Source organism: Streptomyces sp. AC512_CC834 (assembly GCF_019049325.1).
In the GTDB taxonomy this organism is placed as follows: domain Bacteria; phylum Actinomycetota; class Actinomycetes; order Streptomycetales; family Streptomycetaceae; genus Streptomyces.
Genome location: NZ_JAGMUO010000006.1, coordinates 37,834 through 54,479, shown reverse-complemented (window position 1 = coordinate 54,479; position 16,646 = coordinate 37,834). Strand labels below are relative to the sequence as shown.

The following is a 16,646-nucleotide window of genomic DNA, read 5'->3' as shown; positions in this document are numbered from 1 at the left end:
AGAGATGTCCGACCGGATCGACTCCACTGGCCAGCACGTCTTCGAACTATTCGGAGCGGTGGCCGCGGCTCCCGACGACCAAGCGGCGGGAGCAGCCGCCGACGCAGCACTCGCCGAACTCGACGCGCTGCTGCGCGCGGCGGCGATCGAGTCCGTGCCCGAGTGAGCACACCCATGAGCGCACCAGGCGGGGGCTTCGCCGGGATCCCCCGGGGCTGTCGGACTCAGGCCGAGGACCCCCGCTTGGTGCGTTCCACCGCTTCCCACAGGTACCAGCACGCCACCGTGCGAAACGGACGCCACCGCGCACCGCGGGTCTCGATCTCCTCGCGCCCGGCAAGAGCCGCCTTCCCGAAGGCGATCGAGAAGCCGTTGCGAATGCCGTAGTCGTCCACCGGCAGCACGTCCGGCCGGCCCAGACGAAACATGAGGAACATCTGCGCGGTCCACCGGCCGATGCCGCGCACCGACGACAGGCACTGGATTACTGCCTCGTCGTCCATCCCCCGGATCGCCTCCAGCTCCGGCAGCACACCGGCATCCACCTTGTGCGCGAGGTCGCGCAGCGATGCCAGCTTCGGCCGTGACAGACCCGCGGAGCGCAGCTGTTCGTCGGAGGCGCCGAGGATCTGCTCGGGCAGCAGGCCCTCGCTCGAATCGGGGAACAGCGCACGGACACGGCGGTGGATCGTCGCCGCCGCCTTGTTCGACAGCTGCTGGTAGACGACGGCCTCGGCGAGCGCGCCGAAAACGCTGGCCGCCTCGTTGAGCGGCATGGCGAACGGACCGGTACTGTCGATTAGGTCGGCGAGCGCGGGGTCCGAGGCACGCAGATACGCGACCGCGGTGACCGGGTCGAAGGGGTAGGCGCCGGCCGGACCGCCGGTCCCGGCGGGGCGTTGCGCACCGGCACGTTCGATCGCCAGCAGGCCCAGTTTCGTGGTGACGCCGCCGCCCGCGGAGAAGCCGCCGGGTTTGCCGCCCGCGGCCACCACGCGATGGCAGGGAACGATCAGTGCGAAGGGATTACGGGCGAGCGCCTGGCCCACGGCGCGTGCCGCACCCGGCTTCCCCATCCGCTCGGCCACCGCCGCGTAGGTGAGGGTCTCACCGGCCGGAATGGCCCGGGCGGTGTCGTAGACACGGCGGCGGAAGGGCGGCACCCGCGACATGTCCAGATCAACAGAGGCCAGGTCCCCCGGCTCGCCGCGCAGATGCCGCACCACAGCGGTGATGACACCGCACACGTGAGGCGGCGGCGTACTCTCCAGCCCCCCGGGAACCATGCTCAGCAGCCGCTCGTGGGTACGGGCCCGGTCGGCTTCCGGCAGCTGCAGGCAGGTGACGCCGTGCTCGCTCCAGGCGATTCCGCAGGTGCCGACGGCGGTGTCGAAAAGGGTGAAGCCACAGTTCATCCAACGCGTTCCTTTCGCATTTCTGCCTCTGCGGGGGCCGGCCCGAGCAGGCCGGCCAAGAATGCGGCAGTGCGACAGCGGTCCAGCACAAACACATGCTGGACCGCCGTCGCACTGTTCACTGCCGGCCGTCAGGCCGCACAGATGCAGAACTCGTTGTCGTCCAGGTCCTTCAGAACTACCCAGCCGTCATAGGAGGCGACTTCGGTGGCACCGAGGCCCTTGACGCGCTTCACCTCACCGTCCAGGTCGCTGGTGAAGAAGTCCAGGTGCAGCCGGTTCTTGCCCTGCCGCTTCTCGGGGACCAACTGGAGCGACAGGCCGGACGCTTTCTGCTCCGGGTCCTCGAAGTACACCGTGGAATCGTCGGACGACGAAACCTTGTACCCGGTCACCGCCTGCCAGAACTCAGAGGCGCGCTTCAGGTCGTTGGTGTCAACGCAGACGTTACCGATCTGGATGGCCATCTCTTGTTTCTCCTATTGCGGATTAACTCCGTGCGGACAGCAGCCGGCTGTCTGGCATGCCAGAAAATCGGCTGCTGCAGGTATGTGTGACACGGCAAGCTACAGGATGCGGGGAGCCTGTGCACGCAGAAGATCGATTGCCTCCGGGATCCCCATGTATTTCAGCCGAGATTCGGCCAGTTCGTCATTCCAGCGGGCCGCGAGGTCCCATCGCGACTGCGGAGTGGTATCGAGCATCCGGCACCCCGGGAACAGCTCGAAGTCCGTCAGCAGTTCCCGGTGCTGGAGCATGCCCTCCTGGAAGAGTTCCTCGCGGTGCATGACGAACTCCCGGTCGTTGATCTCGCCCCACAGCGCGCGGCCGCGGTGCAGGACCCCCATGATGTGCTCGCGGTCCTCCGGGTGCTCGAGCAGGTGTTCGCGCACGATGGAGCTGCCGACCGCGAGATGGCGGATCTCGTCGATCGCGGCGCCGCGGGCGATCTCCCCAGCGACCGGATCGAGCACCCCCCACTTGCGTTCGCTCAGTTCGGTGGAGGCGGCCAGCACCCCTTCGATGATGACCGCGAACGCCACGACCCCGCCGATGAAGTCCTGCTCCTCCCGCGTCACCTGCTGCGCGAACTCTCTGATCGGCCGCAGGACCTGCTGCTCGTAGTCCGCGCCGACCTCGCGGATCCACGGCATCAGCTCACCCCGGGGCACGCCGAGGTCGACCAGATGGTTGCGGAAGATCATGTGGTGCCGCGCCTCGTCCAGCAGCTGGGTGGAGAAGAACTCCAGCTCGGCAGTGCCCGGCGCGGTGGCCACGTAGTCCGCCAGCACCTTGGTGGCGGACTCCTCGTCCAGCGCCCGGTAGGCCAGCTCCAGCCGGAGCGCCTCGCGCAGGGGACCGGGCTCGCGCATGTGGTCGGGCGTGAGGGCCGACGGCGAGTACCCCAGGGGGCGGTTGCGCAGGGTGCCCTGGGCCACGGCGGAGAACCAGTACGCCAGGTCGCACTGCTCGACCGTCAGCGCAAGCGAGCCGGCGCCCTCCAGCAGGCCGGGTGCCTCGTCCCAGTCCGCTTCGACAGGTATGTCAGCGGTCATCGCAGTTCACTCCTTGTCCTCGGGTGTGCGGGTGTCCAGGGCCGAGAGCCCCTCGTGCCACAGCTGCCCGGCGAAAGCCAGCAGCGGAGCCCCCTGGCCCGCGTCCCCGGCCAGCACCTCCGCCGTCAGCAGATGGTGATCCCCGATCTCCTGGTCCCCGGTCAGGGCGCACGCCATGTGGGCCAGGCAGCCGTCGATCAGCGGCGCGCCTGTCATGTTGTCCGTGGTCCACTTCACGTCGGCGAACTGCGCGTCGCCCCGGTGCCGGCCAGGAACGGCGAACTGCCTTGCCAGGGACGCCTGTTCACTGGACAGAACATTGACTGAAAACACACCCGCCTCGCGGGCCAGTGCAGTAAACGCGGAAGAAGACCGCAGGCAGGCGCCCAGCAGCAGCGGTTCGCGGGAGATGGCCACCACGGCGCTGACAGTGGTGCCGTGCCGCACACCGTCGTGGTTGACGGTCAGCACGGTGATGCCCGAGGCGAAGCGGCGCAGCGCCCGGCGGCCGGCCTCGGGGCCGGCGCCCTGGATGCCGCGGGCCGTGGCCACCGCCGCGGCGGCAGGTGTGGAATTCACAGTCAGGCTTCCTGTGCGACGCCGGGTGTGTGCTCGGCGACGGCCGGCCCGGGCACCCGGCTTCCGGCGCCGGCGGTGCGTGCGCGCATCTGCGCAGTGATCCTGTCGTACAGGGGATCGGCGACCGGCTCGAAGGGCAGCCCGAAGGGCTTGAGGAAGTTGCCGAACAGTCCGCGGTCCCCCAGGACGTGGAACGGGATCGCCAGCAGCGCCCACTCGGGCCCCGCCAGCCACAGCCACAGCCCCACTACAGCACCCTGGGTGACCAGACTGTGCATGCTGTTGTACAGCACGTAGTAGACCTTGGAGATGCGCCCGTCGGTACTCCGGCGGAAGGCGATGGCGCCAGGGATGTAGCCGATGAGGTCGATGTAGGCGAACAGCGCGATGAAGGGGATCCAGCGGATCTCTCCGAAATGAACGATGATCAGTACGATCGACAGCGCGAAACCCACGAGATACTCCGCCCGGTGCAACCGGAACGTATTGGGTGTCTCGAACGGGTTCTTTTGATCCACGGTTCCCTCCATAAATCAGCACGTGGCCAGCGGACACAAGGATCAGGAAAGGTGCAGCGGATTTCCCTCGAAGTAATCGACCAATTGCGTCGCAAGGCTTCCGCGAGAGGGCGGGTGGAAGGCCAGCGCCCGCACCGCGGAGGCGAGGTAGGCGACGTCGGGGGAACCGACGAAGGCCATGCCGCCGAGCATCTCCGTCGCGGCGTCGACGGCGGCGGCGAGCAGATCCTGCGTCGCGTAGCGGGCCACCAGGACCAAGGCGACCGCCTCGTCGCCCTCGACCCCGCCCGCGATGGCGCGAGCGGCGCCTTCCTGCAGGTCTACGGCCGCCTGCAGACGCACCGCGAGAGCGGACCGATCGCTCTCATTTCCCCGGCGGGCCTGGAGTACCCGGCTCACCAGCGTCGCCGCCACACCCGTGTACGCGGAGGTGACCAGCAACTCGAACCACGTGAAACCGGCCGTCTGGAGATCATCGAGCCGGCGCTGGTCCTCCGGAGTGCTGCCGATGACCAGCTCCTGCGGCACCATCACATCCGTCAGCCGCACCAAGTCGCTCTGTGCGGCGGCGAGTACCGGCGTCGCCCAGAACGTCTCGACGGTGATACCGGGGGAGTCCGCCGGGATGAGCAGCAGGGCCAGACTCTGCCGGCCCTCCTCGTCGGTGATCGCGACACTGGCGGTCAGCAGGTCCATCGACCGCGAAAGGCTGCACGGCTTCTTCTCGCCGTTGACCCGGTAGCCGTCGCCGACCGGCTCGGCCACCACCGAGGGCAGCAGGATGTTCTGGTCCGTACGCCCCTCCGCCCACGCGGAGGACAGCAGCAGCCCGTCCGTGGCGATGGAGGCCAACAGCTTGGTCTGGGCGGGGGTCAGACGGTCGGCCGTCTCCGCCAGACTGAAGAGCATGGCCACGGTGAAGTGGTGCATGACCGTCGCCACCCCGAGTGAGGGTGACAGCGCCCCGAGGGCCCGCTGCGCGCGTGCCGCGCCCACCGGATCGGCCTCCTGCCCGCCGTACGCCCTGGGCACCAGCAGCCCCGCACCGCCGTGGGCACGAAATATCTCCAGCACCCGGCTGTCCGCGGCTTCACGTTCCGCCAGCGGAATGGCCTCGAGGGCCGCTGTCAAACCCGGATGGAATTTCTCACACGACTCGTGCGCGGAGTCAAGAAATCGCATCGCCGCGCCCTCCTTGAGCGATGTATGCATGGACGGGACGGCCGTCACAAAGGACTATGCCAGCAGGCGACTGACATCGGGCTGACGTTCAACTGACCCTGAAATCGGCCGCACGGGCATTGCCGCTGTCAGCGCCAGGTCAGCGGGCATGTCATATCTTCGGTGAAATGAATCTTGGTGAAAGGGAAATCCTGGCGCACGCGGCCGGGCAGGCCATGGACTACCTGGCCGGGCTGCCTGAGCGGCATGTGGGCGCCACCGCCGGGGCCGACGAGCTCATGAAGCTGCTGGGCGGACCGCTGCCGGAGCGGCCGGCGTCGCCCACCGAGACCATCGACCTGCTAGGACGGGCCGCGGCCGAGGGCGGTGTGGTCGCCAGTTCCGGCCCCCGCTATTTCGGCTACGTCGTCGGCGGCACCCTGCCCGTCGCGATTGCCGCCGACTGGATCACCACTGCCTGGGACCAGAACAGCGGGATCTTCGACCTCGGGCCCGCCGTGGCGACCGCCGAGCACATCGCCGCCGGCTGGCTCATCGACCTGCTCGGTCTGCCCGCCGACACCTCCGTCGGTTTCCCCACCGGCTGCGCGATGGCACACGTGACCGCACTGGCCGCAGCACGCCACCACGTCCTGGCCGCGGCCGGCTGGGACGTGGAACGCCGCGGCCTGCAAAGCGCCCCGCCCATCCACATAGTCGTCGGCGAGCAGCGCCATCTGACGATCGACCTCGCGCTGCGCTACCTCGGCTTCGGCACCGACCAGGTGCACGTCGTGCCCTCCGACGGCGAAGGCCGGCTGCGCGTCGAGGAGCTGGAACACGTCCTGGCCGACTGCCACGGGCCCACCATCGTCTGCGCACAGATGGGCGACGTGAACTCGGGGGCCATCGACCCGGTGGGCGACATCAGCGACATCGCCCACCGCCACTCCGCCTGGGTACACGTGGACGGTGCGTTCGGCCTGTGGGCCGCGGCCAGCCCCGCCCTGCGCCATCTGGTGGCCGGGGTCGAGCGCGCCGACTCATGGGCGACCGACGCGCACAAATGGCTGAACGTGCCGTACGACTGCGGACTCGTCTTCGTGGCCCACCCGCAGGCACATCAGGCCGCGATGCTGCACACACGTGCCGACTACCTTCCCGCCGGAGTCCCGGGAGAGCGCGACCCGATCGAATGGGTCCCCGAGCTCTCCCGCAGGGCCCGCAGCCTGCCGGTCTGGGCGGCCCTGCGCACCCTGGGCCGCACCGGGGTGGCCGACATCATCGACCGCTGCTGCGCCAACACCCGCCGCTTCGTCACGAAGCTGGAGTCCCTGCCGCAGGTCCAGATCCTCAACGATGCCGTGCTCAACCAGGTTCTGGTGCGTTTCGGCGGCGACGACACCCTCACCCGCAAGGTCATCAAGCAGTTGCAGACCGGCGGCGTCTGCTGGTTCGGGGAGACGACCTGGCACGGCGTGCTGGCGATGCGTATCTCCGTCACTTCCTGGCGCACGACGGAATCGGACGTCGACCGGACCGTCGAGGAGATCGGCAAGACGCTGGCCCGGGTGAGGGGCACCGCCTCCGCACCGCCGCCCCCCGCCACCGGTTCCGCGTGAGCCGACCGCCCCGCCGCCCCGCCCGACCCGACTCAACGATCTCCACCGAGAACCGATGGAACTGAAGGGGCTCGTCGTGTCCAGGATCTTCGCTTCGTTCGCCGCCAGGGCCACAGACTCGGAACTGGCCGCCGCCTCCAGCCGCCAGGCCCACGGAGGACGGGACGGCAGAGGCATCGCGAAGGGCCGGGGGTGGGCACTGGGCTGCAACCGGCTCGCATCCACCGACCCCGAAACGGGCCGTCAGCCCTACAAGCTGCCCCATCTGCCAGGGATCGTCGCGGTACTCGACGGGGAGATCTACAACCACCACAGCCTGCGGCGCCGCCTTAGGGCCTGCGGTCACCGCCTCGTCGACCGCTGCGACGGCGCCCTGCTGCCGGCGCTCTACGCCGAGTACGGCACAGGCTTCGCGCAGCACCTCGAGGGGATGTTCGCGATCGCCCTCATCGATCTGCGCGCCGAGCCCAAACTGGTCCTGGCCACCGACGAACAGGGCATGAAGACCCTGTACTACCACACCAGTTCCGAGGGCAAGGTGCACCTCTCCTCCGAGCTGCCTGGACTGCTGGCCTTCTCCCAGGTTCCCGCGCAGGAGCGGGAAGCAGGCCTGGACGAATACCTGACGACCGGAACCTGTCTGGGCAACCAGACCATCCTCAAAGGCATCAGGACCCTGCCGCCCGCAGCGCTCGCCGTGGCCGGCGGCGGCAGTGGCCTGCGCGTGTGGCGGCGATCTTCTCTCGCACGGCCCGCCGCGGTGACACCGCGCGAGAGCGCACTCCAGGAAGAGGTCGGCCGACTCGCCCGCACCCATGTGCCGATCTGCTCCGTGCTCACCAACGAACCCGGCTCCCGCCTGCTCACCGCGATGGCGGCCCGGCACCAGACAGAGGCCGAGGCCGCGCCCCTGCACAGTTTCCACGTCTCCTACAGCGGTCGGCGGTCCGTCGCCGAACAGACCGCCGCAGGCCTCGTGGCCCAGCGAGGCGGTGCCCTCCACCACAAGGTCACCATCAGCCCCGCTGAACTGCCCGAACTGCTGCCCCGCACGATCTGGCACCTGGGCCAGCCCCACGCCGATCCCGCCGCGATCACCACCTACGCCGCCTTCCGCGCCGTCAGGCAGGCGGGCTTCACCGTCGCCCTGACCGCAGAGGGGGCCGACCCGCTGTTCGCCGCCACACCGACAGTGCCCTCCCAGGAAGACGCCGCCCGCCGTGACGGCGGCAACTGGCTCTCGCCGTACGTCGAGTCACTGGCAGCCGTACCCCGCCCTCTGCGCGAGTCCCTCTACACGGCGGAATACCAGGAGTACCTGCGATTCCTCGGAGCGACCGCCGACCGCCTGGCCGCCTCCCTGGCCTCGGACCCGGCCGACCGGTCCACGGCCGTCACCGACTTCGAGACCGGCCAGCTGTTCCCCGCCCACCTGCGCCGGCTCGACCACCTGAGCGCCGCATGGGCCGTTCAGGCGCGGCTGCCGTTCCTGCAGCCCGCCATGGTGGCCGCCCCGCGCCACGGCTCAGCCGGCGACCCGCGCCGGCCGGCGACACCGTACGGGGCAGGCCGGCAGCTGCTGCCCGAGACACTGCTGCGCCGGCCCCCGGCCGCCCGTACCTGCCCTTTTGAGGCGATGCTCGCGCCGGGCACCCCTCTGATGGAGCTGGCCCACGACACGCTGGCCTCGGGCCGCCTGCGCGGCGACGGCCGACTGGACCCGGTCGCCGTGAAATCTCTGCTCGCCGACCAGTTCCAGGAGCCTTCCGCGAGCCGGGCCAAGGCCCTGTGGGCCCTGCTCGTCTACGAGCTGTGGAACCAGGAGCTGCGTGTGCTGCGCCCGGCCCAGCCGCGCGACGACGCGCTGCTGGACTCGGCGCTCGCGGCCGCCTGAACGAACCCGCCCGCCGTGCCGGCATCGCCCACGCCGGGCCAAAACGCACATCTGGGGGGCGCCCCGCACCAAGTGCGGGGCGCCCCCCAGGCGTCTCGGACCCGGTCGCGATGCCCGGGTCCTGCGGATCAGTTGCTCACCAAAGTGGGCTTGGCCGGCCGGGTCACCACACCCGTCTCGTCGTAGCCGTCGTTGTAGACGAACGCGGTCGGGATCTTCTCGTGGAACTGGTAGTCGGCCTGGATCCGGCCGTCCTCGGCCAACAGGACCGTGTTCTGGCCCGCCATCTCCACCTCGGCCGTCTCGTCCGACACCATCACCCAGTTGAACCGGACGAGGTTGTGATGCCCGACGGCGTTGTAGCACGACTGGAAGTGGTAGCCGAGCGGGAAGTAGATGTCGTAGGTGTACTTGATCTGCTCGGTGATCACCTCGTGACCGTGGAACGGGTCACGCCGGTACATGATGTACGTGGCGTCCGGGGTGTACAGCTTCTTGACACCCTCCCGCCTCAGGCCCGGGTCGGGCTCGTTCCACAGCTTGACGTACGCCTCCGCCAGCCGGTTCGGGGTGGGCAGCGTCATGGTGTCCTCCAGGTTGATGGGTGGAGCGGGATATCAGCACGCGATGTGCCGGTGCAGCAGCTGCGCCAGGTCCATCGCGATCCCGGGGCCGTGGTCATGAATGAAGAAGTGGCCGCCGGGAAACTCACGGACGCCGAGGAAGGCGGGGTGGGCGCGTGTCGCCCAGGACCGCAGGGCACCGGGCGCCAGGTACGGATCGTCCCGCCCGCCGTAGGCCACCAGCGGGCAGCCGACCGGGGCGAGGTCGTCCTGGTAGTCGGCGCACACCGCGAGGTCGGCCCGCATGGGCGCGACCACCATCGCCGACAGCTCACGGCTGTCCAGGGCTTCGTCGGGCACGGTGCCCAACTCGCGCAACAGGGCGACGATCCCTTCGTCGGGCCCCTCGGTCAGGTGCCGGCTGGGTATCGAAAGGCCTTCCGGTGCCCAGCCCGACACACCCACGAGCGCGGGTCGTGCGTGTGTGGCGCGATCCATCTCGACGGCGACGCGATAGGCGAGCAGCGCTCCCATCGAGTGACCGAACAACGCGTAGGGCCGGTCGTCGAGTTCCTGGGAGATCACCTCGCACAGCGACGTGACGAGCGGCGCGAGCTCGGTGAACGCGGGGTCGTCGACGCGGTCCTGGCGGCCCGGCAACTGGACCCGGCGGCATTCGACGCTCGGCGGCAGAAAGTCGGGCCACCGGCTGTACATCGAGACACCGCCGCCGCTGTAGTGGAAGAGGAACAGCGCCGCCTGCGCGTCGGGGTCGGAGACGGCCGGGCGCAGCCACCCGGCCGAGGTGCCGCCCCTCCGTAGACCCGTGGTCACTGCTGCCCGGCCGGCGCACCGGCATACCGCTCGCGCAGGACTCGGCGCAGCACCTTGCCGGTCGGATTGCGCGGCAGGCTCTCCAGGAACACGTAGCCGCCGGGGATCTTGTAGTCGGCGATGCGCCCGCGGAGAAAGACCATCAGCTCGCGTTCGGTCGGCCGCGCCACGTCGGCACGGCATACCACCGCGGCACGGACGACCTCGCCCCAGCGGGGGTCGCTCACACCGAACACCGCGACATCGGCGACAGCGGGATGCAGGCACAAGGTGTGCTCGATCTCCACCGGGTAGATGTTTTGCCCGGCGACGATGATCGTGTCGTTGATCCGGTCCCGCAGGAACAGATAGCCGTTGTCGTCGAGGTAGCCGGCATCCCCCATGTACAGCCAGTCGCCCACGATCATTTTCCGGGTCGCTTCGGGCTGCTGCCAGTACTCCGTGAAGCGGGCGGGGCTGCGCAGGCAGATACGCCCTGTCTGCCCGGCCGGCAACTCGTTGCCCTCCTTGTCGACGATCTTGACGTCGTTGCCCGGGCACACCCGGCCCGCCGAGGCCATCAGCGGGCTGCCGGGGACGTGCTCGGCCGCTGTCAGGCACGTCACGAAGCTTCCGGTCTCCGCCGAGGCGTAGGCCTGGGCGAGTTCACATCCGAACTCCTTGATGCAGCGGACCATCAGCTCGTAGTCGATCGGAGAGCCGCCGTAGATGATCTTGCGCAGGGACGTGAACGCCTCCGGGCTCGCCGTTGGCTCGTCCAGCATGATCTGCAGCATCGCCGGTGCCGCCCAGACCGTCGTCACGCGCTCGTCCCGGATGAGCCGTACGGCCTCTTCGGGGACGAACATCCGCATGACCACACTGGTGGCGCCGACGTTGAAGCAGTGCAGGAACCAGGCGTAGCCCCCGGCGTGCAGACCGGGGAAGCAGGTGAGGCTGCGGTCCTCGGGACGCCAGTCGATCCAGTCCAGCCCGTGCCGCTGCATGTTCTCGATGAAGGTGAAGAAGGACCGATGGGGCAGCACCACGCCCTTGGGCAGGCCGGTGGTACCACTGGTGTACATCTGGGCGATCGGATCCTCAGGGTCCGCGTCCAGGCCTGGATCGGTCTCCGGCGCACCGGCCTTCCAGGCCAGGAAACCGGCCGCCCGCTGCTCCGGCTCATCCATCTGCACGATTTCCCGCAGGAACGGCAGTTCGCTTCGCACCCGCTCCACCACATGCAGGAACTCACGCTCCACGAAGAGGATCTCCGCACGCGAGTCACGCAGGATGTGATCCACCTCGGCCCTGATCAACCGCCAGTTGACGGGAACCAGCACCGTCTGGGCCTTCGCACAGGCGATGACGAGTTCGTAGTAGTACTCGGACTCCTTGCCGAGGTAGGCCACCCGGGTCCCGCGGGCCAGCCCGGCGCGCAGCAGCGCGTTCGCGGTGCGGTTGCTCTCCTTGTGCAACTCGCCGTACGTCACCTCCCGTCCCTCGGCGACCAGGGCCGCGACGTGGGGCCGTTGCCGTGCATGCAGGGCGGACCTGGCGGTGATCGTCTTCTTCTCGGGATCGCTCATACCCGCTCCTTCACATCCTGCTTTTCCAAGAACTCCACGAGCTGCTCGATGGAGGGGTGGTCGAAGACGACCTGCGGCGGAAGCGATGTGTGCAGTTCGCTCTCCAGCACACTCCGCAGTTCCGCCGCCGCCAGGGAGTCCATACCGAGGTCCAAGAACGAGGTGTCCGCCCCGATGTCGTGCGCGCTGTCCAGCCTCAGCAACTGTGCGACGGCCTCGCGCAGGAGCGCCTCGGGCGATCCGGACCGCTGCGCCGGCGGCGCCTCGGACCGGTCGGCGGGTCGCTTCCCGGGCGCGGGCGCGGGGACCGCGGCCAGTTCCCGAAACGCCATGCCCAGGATCTCCAGGACCGGCCTGTCGCCCTCCATCAGCAGCGCGTCCGCGAGGAATGCCATCTCACCGTCGTGCGCCGGCACGATGCGCAGCGCGGCCCGAAGGCGTGCCGCACGGGGCTTTTTGAACACCCGCACCGAGGAGATGCCCACCGACATGTACGACCGGTCACGGTCCACCAGAGCGGCGATCCCCTGCGTGGCCGCGTCGAACAGCGGCGGCGGCAGGTGTTCCGCCTCCCGGATGTCCGCCCCGTTCAGCTCGCTGAGCGCGAAGTCCGCTCCGTAGCGGAGCACTTCCCCGACACGGGAGAACTGCGGACCGTACTCCAGCCCGGCGGCGCTGTACGCCGCGTGCACCTCCTCCGCGTCCAACCGCCCCTGCGGACGCCCGGATGCGGCTGCGCGGGTCTGGAGGCCCCGGCCGGTGCCGGACGGGACCGCCTCACCCGCCGGAGCGAGCACCGCGGTGGCGTGCCGCCGCTCGGCGGAGCCGTTCTCCCCGACGGCCCGGCTGACGATCTCCACATCGGTGAAGCCGCCGGCCCGTTCAGTACAGCGGGTGCGGACCTCGACCGGCTGGCTGCCGAGGAACAGGGCCTCGTGGAAGCGGATGTCCTGCACCGGCTGTCCGGTGGTGCCGTACACCGCGTCCATGAGCGCCAGGACCGCTTCGACATAGGCGCCCGCGGGCATGAACGGCCGCCCGCGCAGGGTGTGATCGGCGAGATAGGCCAGGTTGTGCGCGCTGATCCGCGTCACGAACTCACGGACGTCAGCACCGTCATCGTCACGGTGCGTCTCGGTGCCCAGCAGGGGATGCACGCTCGAAGCCGCGCCGAGGCCGTGCCGGCCGATCTGGTCGGGCAGCCAGTACCGCTTGCGGTCGAAGGCGTAGGCGGGCAGGGCGATACGGCGCCCGCCCCCTGCATCATGGACGGCCGACCAGGTCACCTGGAGCCCCGCGGTGTACGCGCCGGCCAGCGCTTCGTGGATCGACCGGCCCTCCTCGTCGCGCGGACGCAGGCTGGTGAGCCAGCGGTGCCTGCCGTCCGGCAGGCACCGTTTGGCCAGTGTTCCCAGGGCGGAGGAGGGACCCACCTCGACGAAGACGTGATTCCCGCGGCCCGCGACCGTGCGGATGCCGGCCTCGAAGTCGACCCTCTCGCGCACGTGGCGCACCCAGTACTCGGCAGTGGACAGCTCCCCAGGGGTGGCCACCTCGCCCGTGAGGCAGGAGACCAGCGTCAAGGACGGCTCCCGGAAGGTGACGTCCGCCAGTGCTTCGCGCAGCGGATCGAGGATCTCGTCCATCAGCGGCGAGTGAAAGGCCGAGGAGACACGCATCTCGGTGACCCTGACCCCCTGGCCGCGAAGCGTCCCGGTGATCTGCTGCACGGACGCGGCACCACCGGAAACGACGCACTGCTGGGGCGAGTTGACGGCGCAGATGTCCACATCCGGCAGTGCGGCCAGCAGCGGTCGCACCTCGGAGACGGGCGCCGCCACGGCGACCATGGCCCCGGGCACCGAGACCGACTCGATCAGCCGGGCGCGAGCGACCAGGAAGGCGATTCCGTCGGCCAGGGTGAAAAGACCGGCCACCGTCGCCGCGGTCACTTCGCCGACACTGTGCCCGAGCAGCACATTGGGCCGGACCCCCCAGGACTGCCACAGTCTGGCGACGGCGTACTCCAGCGCGAACAGTGCCGCATGGGTGTACAGGGTCTCGGCGAGCCGCTCCTCGGCGTCCGGGGCCGTGCCGAACATGATCTCGCTGATGGATCTGTGCAGGTGACCGGCGAACAGCCGGTCGCATTCGTCGAGGTGTCGGCGGAATACCGGATAGCGGCGGTACAGCGTCGCGCCCATGCCGGTGTACTGCGACCCGGAACCCGTGAACAGGAGCGCGACCTTGCGCAGGCTGCCCGGGGCGTGTTCACCGTCGGCCAGCTTCTGCGCGTGACGGCCGAGCAGGTCGACCACGTCTGCGGTGCTCCGGGCGACACCGGCGACACGGTGGTTGAAGTGTGCGCGCCCCACGTTGCGGGTCAGGCACAGATCCGCCACGTCGGTCTGCGGCTGCTCCGCGAGAAGGCTCAGGTGACGTTCGATCTGCCCCGTGAGCGCCGCACCGTTTCTGGCGGAGAGGGTGAAGACGTGCGGCCCCTGTGCCGGCGTGCCGGTACCGGGTCGGGCGGGTGCCTGTTCGAGGACGGCGATGCCGATGGCACCGGCCACGCCGAAGCTGTTGACCATGGCCCGGCGTACCGGCGCCTGCCAGGGCGTGCAGCTGGTCGGGACGCGCACCGGGTACGTCTCCCAGGGAATGCGCCCCGACGGTGTGGAATACAGGTGCGGGTAGTACAGGCCGTCGCGCATCTGCAGGACCACCTTGAGGATCCCGCCGATCCCGGCGACCGGCTCCATGTGCCCGAGGTTCGACTTCACCGAGCCGACGGTGAGCGCCTCTCGGTCCCGGTGAGCGGCGCCGAACACACCGTTGATCGAGCCCATTTCGATGGGGTCTCCCAGCGATGTGCCCGTACCGTGGGCCTCCACGTACTGGATGTCCCCGGGCTCTAGGCCCGCCCGGGCCAGAGCCCGGCGCATGACCGCTTCCTGCGATGTGCCGTTGGGGGCGGTCAGCCCCGCGCTCTCGCCGTTGTGCCCGATGGCGGTCGACCGGACCACCGCCAACACCTGGTCACCGTCGCGCTCGGCGTCGGCCAGGCGTTTGAGTACCAGGACCCCGCAGCCCTCGGCCCGCGCGTACCCGTCCGCGGCGTCGTCGAAGGTCTTGCAGTGCCCGTCGGGCGCCAGCATCCCGCCTTGCGAGAGGATCGCGAAGATCTTGGGGTGGTGCAGAGCGTTGACACCGCCGCACAGCGCGATGCCGCACTCCCCGTCCCGCAGGCCCGCCACCGCCATGTGCAGGGCCGTCAGCGACGAGGCGCAAGCGGTGTCCGTCGTCAGGCTCGGACCGTGCCAGCGCAGGAAGTACGACAGCCGCCCGGACAGCGGGTACGCGCCCATGCCCGTGGCGAGCGCCGCATCGAGCTTGTCGTACGGCACCGAGTCCAGCTCCATGGCCTGGTCGAACGGCGTGGCACCGATGTACACACCGCCGTCACGCACCCCGGCCGGATCGACGCCGGCGTTCTCCAGCGCCTCCCAGGCCGTCTCCAGCAGCAGCCGCTGCTGGGGATCGATATACTGCGCCTGCTTGGGGGAGATGCTGAAGAACTGAGGATCGAACTCGTCGATACGGTCCAGGAAGCCGCCCCCCGCGGTACGGACCGCTCCCAGCGCGCCGTCACCGTCCGAGGCGAACGCATCGACATCCCATCGGTCCCGAGGCAGCGGACCGATGCCGCTGCCACCAGCCCGCAGAAAGTCGGCGAAACCGTCGAGCGTGTCGTTGCCGCCGGGAAAGCGGAGGCCGGCCCCGATGACGGCGACGGCATCCTGCCGGCTGTTCCCGGCCGGCTCAGCCATCTGCATCAGAACCTTCCGGGAAGAGGTCGGCGAGCACGTCGGTCATCAGGTACGCCACCAACTGCTCCGCAGTCGGGTTGTTGAACAGCACGTTGGAACTGATGGAACAGTCCAGACGCTCCTCAAGACGCTGCTTCGCCTCGGTGACACGCAGTGAAGTGAATCCCAGGTCAAAAAAGCTCTCGGTCAGAGGGAACTCTTCATCATGGGTCATGAGAAGCGTGCCCTTGAACTCCTTGACCACGATTTCCTCGAGGGCTTCCGACCGTTCAGACCTTGGTAGTCCGCGAAGCTCGTGTAGAGCAGTACCAGAATCTGTCATGTGCCTTGCCCCTTATTCTGCTCCCGGTCACCTATGACGTGTGGGTACGGCATCGATTGAATCAAAGTGGATTGACACGCGACTGATAAGGCGCTGACATACGGTCTCGAGCCCGCCCCGCCACCTGCATCAGTAGAGCATCAGCACGGTGTCAGCGTGGTCTGGCATAGTTTTCGAACAGACAGCGGAGCGCGGTGAAAACGCCGGATCCGCAGGGAGAGGTAGCCGTAGCGGCCTAACGGATCCCTGCCTTGGCAGGGAAGGGCTTTAGCCCTCGCAGGTTCGAATCCTGCCCTCTCCGCCGCAGCGCTGGTGGGCCGGCATGCCGGCCCACCATTGCTATGTGGAATCAGATCAGCCCTCCCAGAAGGAGAGAGTGATGTCGGGTACCGAGACCCGCACGATCGGTGTCACGCGTATGTACACCGATGCGGCGGGGGAGACGCACTTCGCCGAGGAAAAGCTGGACCTCGCCGAGGTCAACTTCGCGCCGCCGGCCCCCTCCATGTTCCTCTCGACGGCCACGGAGGCCAAGGCGAGTGTGTACCTGCTCCTCCCCGACGGCTACTTCGGGGACTTCCATCCCGCGCCCCGGAAGCAGGTGATGACGCTCCTGAAGGGCGAGCTGGAGGTCCAGGTCAGCGACGGGGAGGCGCGGCGTTTCCTCCCGGGGGGAAGCGTTCTCGTGGAGGACGTGACCGGCAAGGGGCACTCGACGAGGAGCGTGGGCGGCGAATCGCTCCTCATCGTCACGCAGCTGTGATCCGCAGCTCGCGGCGCCCGC

Annotated in this window: 15 protein-coding genes and 1 tRNA gene; 5 read left to right on the top strand and 11 right to left on the bottom strand. The window is 69.0% G+C overall.

Going from position 1 to position 16,646, the window contains the following annotated elements:
- The first annotated feature begins 4 nt into the window (after positions 1 to 4).
- Positions 5 to 166, top strand: coding sequence for a hypothetical protein (locus KUM40_RS00295; protein ID WP_217161504.1), 162 nt, complete (start codon positions 5 to 7; stop codon positions 164 to 166).
- A 58-nt stretch (positions 167 to 224) separates the two neighbouring features.
- Here KUM40_RS00295 and KUM40_RS00290 read toward each other — a convergent pair whose 3' ends face one another.
- The 6 genes from KUM40_RS00290 to KUM40_RS00265 form a co-directional block, all read right to left on the bottom strand.
- On the bottom strand, positions 225 to 1,415 hold the full coding sequence (locus KUM40_RS00290) for a methylated-DNA--[protein]-cysteine S-methyltransferase (RefSeq protein WP_217161502.1): 1,191 nt from the start codon (positions 1,413 to 1,415) through the stop codon (positions 225 to 227).
- A gap of 131 nt (positions 1,416 to 1,546) precedes the next feature.
- Positions 1,547 to 1,882, bottom strand: coding sequence for a VOC family protein (locus KUM40_RS00285; RefSeq protein WP_217161500.1), 336 nt, complete (start codon positions 1,880 to 1,882; stop codon positions 1,547 to 1,549).
- A gap of 99 nt (positions 1,883 to 1,981) precedes the next feature.
- Entirely contained in the window at positions 1,982 to 2,971 is a 990-nt protein-coding gene (locus tag KUM40_RS00280) for a VlmB-like protein (RefSeq protein ID WP_217161498.1), read from the bottom strand.
- A 6-nt stretch (positions 2,972 to 2,977) separates the two neighbouring features.
- The gene (locus KUM40_RS00275) at positions 2,978 to 3,550 is read right to left on the bottom strand and encodes a flavin reductase family protein (RefSeq protein ID WP_217161496.1); all 573 of its coding nucleotides are present in this window, start codon (positions 3,548 to 3,550) and stop codon (positions 2,978 to 2,980) included.
- 2 nt (positions 3,551 to 3,552) lie between these two features.
- Positions 3,553 to 4,068, bottom strand: coding sequence for a hypothetical protein (locus KUM40_RS00270; protein WP_308401015.1), 516 nt, complete (start codon positions 4,066 to 4,068; stop codon positions 3,553 to 3,555).
- Positions 4,069 to 4,110: 42 nt separating this feature from the next.
- Positions 4,111 to 5,199, bottom strand: a complete 1,089-nt coding sequence (locus tag KUM40_RS00265) for an acyl-CoA dehydrogenase family protein (protein ID WP_308401014.1) — start codon at positions 5,197 to 5,199, stop codon at positions 4,111 to 4,113.
- A 218-nt stretch (positions 5,200 to 5,417) separates the two neighbouring features.
- Here KUM40_RS00265 and KUM40_RS00260 point away from each other — a divergent pair, with 218 nt between their 5' ends.
- Positions 5,418 to 6,851: an aminotransferase class V-fold PLP-dependent enzyme gene (locus KUM40_RS00260; RefSeq protein ID WP_217161485.1), complete on the top strand. Its 1,434-nt coding sequence runs from the start codon at positions 5,418 to 5,420 to the stop codon at positions 6,849 to 6,851.
- Between the two features lie 55 nt (positions 6,852 to 6,906).
- Positions 6,907 to 8,745 carry an asparagine synthetase B gene (locus tag KUM40_RS00255; protein ID WP_217161483.1) on the top strand — a complete coding sequence of 613 codons (1,839 nt, stop codon included), beginning with the start codon at positions 6,907 to 6,909 and terminating at the stop codon, positions 8,743 to 8,745.
- 128 nt (positions 8,746 to 8,873) lie between these two features.
- Here the strand turns inward: KUM40_RS00255 and KUM40_RS00250 are convergent, their stop codons facing one another.
- The 5 genes from KUM40_RS00250 to KUM40_RS00230 are packed head-to-tail and all read right to left on the bottom strand — an operon-like array spanning position 8,874 to position 15,784.
- Complete coding sequence (locus KUM40_RS00250; RefSeq protein ID WP_217161482.1) at positions 8,874 to 9,329, bottom strand: nuclear transport factor 2 family protein; 456 nt, start codon at positions 9,327 to 9,329, stop codon at positions 8,874 to 8,876.
- Positions 9,330 to 9,362: 33 nt separating this feature from the next.
- On the bottom strand, positions 9,363 to 10,142 hold the full coding sequence (locus tag KUM40_RS00245; RefSeq protein WP_217161480.1) for a thioesterase II family protein: 780 nt from the start codon (positions 10,140 to 10,142) through the stop codon (positions 9,363 to 9,365).
- The gene (locus KUM40_RS00240; protein WP_217161478.1) at positions 10,139 to 11,710 is read right to left on the bottom strand and encodes a long-chain-fatty-acid--CoA ligase; all 1,572 of its coding nucleotides are present in this window, start codon (positions 11,708 to 11,710) and stop codon (positions 10,139 to 10,141) included. The genes KUM40_RS00245 and KUM40_RS00240 overlap by 4 nt, the downstream gene beginning before the upstream one ends.
- The gene (locus KUM40_RS00235; protein ID WP_217161476.1) at positions 11,707 to 15,540 is read right to left on the bottom strand and encodes a type I polyketide synthase; all 3,834 of its coding nucleotides are present in this window, start codon (positions 15,538 to 15,540) and stop codon (positions 11,707 to 11,709) included. Before KUM40_RS00235 ends, KUM40_RS00240 begins: the two co-directional genes overlap by 4 nt.
- Positions 15,533 to 15,784: an acyl carrier protein gene (locus KUM40_RS00230; protein ID WP_229892290.1), complete on the bottom strand. Its 252-nt coding sequence runs from the start codon at positions 15,782 to 15,784 to the stop codon at positions 15,533 to 15,535. Before KUM40_RS00230 ends, KUM40_RS00235 begins: the two co-directional genes overlap by 8 nt.
- 293 nt (positions 15,785 to 16,077) lie before the next feature.
- Here KUM40_RS00230 and KUM40_RS00225 point away from each other — a divergent pair.
- Together KUM40_RS00225 and KUM40_RS00220 are read left to right on the top strand one after the other, a co-directional pair.
- A tRNA-OTHER gene (locus KUM40_RS00225) sits at positions 16,078 to 16,163 on the top strand.
- A 78-nt stretch (positions 16,164 to 16,241) separates the two neighbouring features.
- The gene (locus KUM40_RS00220; protein WP_217161474.1) at positions 16,242 to 16,625 is read left to right on the top strand and encodes a hypothetical protein; all 384 of its coding nucleotides are present in this window, start codon (positions 16,242 to 16,244) and stop codon (positions 16,623 to 16,625) included.
- The last annotated feature ends 21 nt before the right edge of the window (positions 16,626 to 16,646 follow it).

What these genes read in the sequence shown, in the direction of transcription:
- KUM40_RS00280 (WP_217161498.1), bottom strand. Translation starts at nt 2,971, where the DNA reads ATGACCGCTGACATACCTGTCGAAGCGGACTGGGACGAGGCACCCGGC.
- KUM40_RS00260 (WP_217161485.1), top strand. Translation starts at nt 5,418, where the DNA reads ATGAATCTTGGTGAAAGGGAAATCCTGGCGCACGCGGCCGGGCAGGCC.
- KUM40_RS00295 (WP_217161504.1), top strand. Translation starts at nt 5, where the DNA reads ATGTCCGACCGGATCGACTCCACTGGCCAGCACGTCTTCGAACTATTC.
- KUM40_RS00250 (WP_217161482.1), bottom strand. Translation starts at nt 9,329, where the DNA reads ATGACGCTGCCCACCCCGAACCGGCTGGCGGAGGCGTACGTCAAGCTG.
- KUM40_RS00285 (WP_217161500.1), bottom strand. Translation starts at nt 1,882, where the DNA reads ATGGCCATCCAGATCGGTAACGTCTGCGTTGACACCAACGACCTGAAG.
- KUM40_RS00290 (WP_217161502.1), bottom strand. Translation starts at nt 1,415, where the DNA reads ATGAACTGTGGCTTCACCCTTTTCGACACCGCCGTCGGCACCTGCGGA.
- KUM40_RS00240 (WP_217161478.1), bottom strand. Translation starts at nt 11,710, where the DNA reads ATGAGCGATCCCGAGAAGAAGACGATCACCGCCAGGTCCGCCCTGCAT.
- KUM40_RS00255 (WP_217161483.1), top strand. Translation starts at nt 6,907, where the DNA reads ATGGAACTGAAGGGGCTCGTCGTGTCCAGGATCTTCGCTTCGTTCGCC.
- KUM40_RS00220 (WP_217161474.1), top strand. Translation starts at nt 16,242, where the DNA reads ATGTCGGGTACCGAGACCCGCACGATCGGTGTCACGCGTATGTACACC.
- KUM40_RS00235 (WP_217161476.1), bottom strand. Translation starts at nt 15,540, where the DNA reads ATGGCTGAGCCGGCCGGGAACAGCCGGCAGGATGCCGTCGCCGTCATC.